2 protein-coding genes are annotated in these 2,113 nt (G+C 65.5%); both read left to right on the forward strand.

The window, feature by feature from the left end; translation table 11 throughout:
* A partial coding sequence (locus A2I95_RS33345) for a DNA polymerase III subunit gamma/tau (RefSeq protein WP_291736736.1) occupies positions 1-1,455 on the forward strand: 1,455 nt, incomplete at its 5' end.
* A gap of 256 nt (positions 1,456-1,711) precedes the next feature.
* Positions 1,712-2,056: a YbaB/EbfC family nucleoid-associated protein gene (locus A2I95_RS33350; protein WP_291730673.1), complete on the forward strand. Its 345-nt coding sequence runs from the start codon at positions 1,712-1,714 to the stop codon at positions 2,054-2,056.
* Positions 2,057-2,113 lie beyond the last annotated feature (57 nt).

Consider the following 2,113-nt stretch of genomic DNA (forward strand, 5'->3'; position numbering starts at 1 on the left):
GGTGTGAACGACATCCGCGAGATTATCGATAGCGTGCAGTACCGCGCCGCTTCGGCCCGCTACAAGATCTACATCATCGACGAAGTCCACATGCTGTCGACCAGCGCCTTCAACGCGCTGTTGAAGACGCTGGAGGAGCCGCCCGCGCATGTGAAGTTCATCTTTGCCACCACCGAAATCCGCAAGGTGCCAGTGACGGTTCTGTCACGCTGCCAGCGGTTTGATCTGCGCCGGATTGAACCCGAAGTGATGATCGCTCTGCTGCAAAAGATTGCCGGCGCCGAAAATGCCCAGATCGCCGAGGACGCGCTGGCGCTGATCACCCGGGCCGCCGAAGGCTCGGCGCGGGATGCAACCTCGCTGCTGGATCAGGCGATTTCCCATGGCGCCGGCGAAACCTCTGCCGATCAGGTCCGCGCCATGCTGGGGCTGGCCGACCGGGGCCGGGTTCTGGATCTGATGGACATGATCCTGCGCGGAGATGCGGCGGCTGCACTGACTGAGCTGAGCGGCCAGTATGCTGAAGGCGCCGACCCGCTGGCGGTGCTGCGCGATCTGGCCGAGATCACCCATTGGGTTTCGGTGGTGAAGATCACGCCGGATGCGGCCGAGGACCCGACCGTCAGCCCGGATGAGCGCGCCCGCGGCCAGGCTATGGCCGGCAACCTGCCGATGCGGGTGCTCACCCGGATGTGGCAGATGCTGCTGAAAGCGCTGGAGGAAGTCGCCGCAGCACCAAACGCAATGATGGCCGCCGAGATGGCGGTGATCCGGCTCACCCATGTGGCCGATCTGCCCAGCCCGGAGGAGCTGATCCGCAAGCTGCAGGACACGCCCCCGCCGCCGTCCCCCGGCCCCGGCGGGCCAGGCGGCGGTGTGGCGATGCAGGGCATGGGCGGCCAGGCGCTCGGCGGCAGCGCGCCCGCTGGCGCCCAAGGCGGCCCCGCTGGCAGCGCGCCTGTAGCCCATGGCGGCGGCGGCACGGTGACAGCCCTGGCACCGCAGGTCAGCTCCGCGCTGGCCCGCTTTCCGACATTTGAGCATGTGATCGAACTGATCCGCACCAACCGCGACGTGAAACTGCTGGTCGAGGTCGAAGGCGGCGTGCGTTTGGTGTCCTACCAGCCAGGCCGCATCGAATTCACCCCGTCATCGCAGGCGCCGCGCGATCTGGCGGCCCGGCTCGGCTCGGCGCTGCAGAACTGGACCGGTGCGCGCTGGGTGGTCTCCATCGCACCCGACGGCGACGCAGCGACCATTGCCGAGGTCCGCGACGCGGCGGAAAACGCCCTGCGCGAAAAAGCCACCGCGCACCCCCTGGTGCAGGCAGTGCTGGAGAGCTTCCCCAAGGCGAAGATCACCCGCATCCGCACAGCTGAGGAACTGGCGGCGGAGGTCGCCGCCGAGGCTCTGCCCGAGGTGGAGGACGAATGGGATCCGTTTGAGGACGGGTAAGTACACGCAGAAGGCCGTGCTCGAGCCTGGGAGGGCAACCGCCAACTCTAATTTTGCCACCGCAGCCGCCCGGAAAGCTCCGGCGCTGCTGGTCGTAACCTTGCAATGCAATCTCCCGAGGAGGAGGGTCTGGCGCGGCCCGGCCTGCCGGCCGGGCAGAAGTGTGCTAAACTCTTGCGCCGAAGCAATCCTCCCCTTGTTTCACGCCCTCGCGACCCGTATCTGTGCCTCAAACCGGAATCTCAGGAGATGACAGATGCTCAAAGGCCTCGGCGGTCTTGGCGATATGGCCAAGATGATGAAATCGGCACAGGAACTGCAGGGCAAGATGGCCCAGATGCAGGAAGAGTTGCACAATGTGATGGTGACGGGCGAGGCCGGCGCCGGCCTGGTCAAGGCCACCGCGTCTGCCAAAGGCGACCTCAAAGGCCTGGACATCGATCCTTCGATCTTCAACGGCGACGACAAGGAAGTGGTCGAAGACCTGATCCTGGCCGCCATCAAAGACGCCCAAGCCAAGGCCGCGGAAAAGGCGCAGGAAGAGATGACCAAGCTGACCGAAAGCATGGGCCTCCCGAAGGATATCAAGCTGCCGTTCTAAGCTGTGCCAGCGATGCCAGACCAAAGGCGGCCCGTCAGGAGCCGCCTTATTCTTTGC

The organism is Leisingera sp. F5 (assembly GCF_001593695.1).

Coding starts and splice junctions, on each gene's coding strand:
- A2I95_RS33350 (WP_291730673.1), top strand. CDS start 1,712: ATGCTCAAAGGCCTCGGCGGTCTTGGCGATATGGCCAAGATGATGAAA.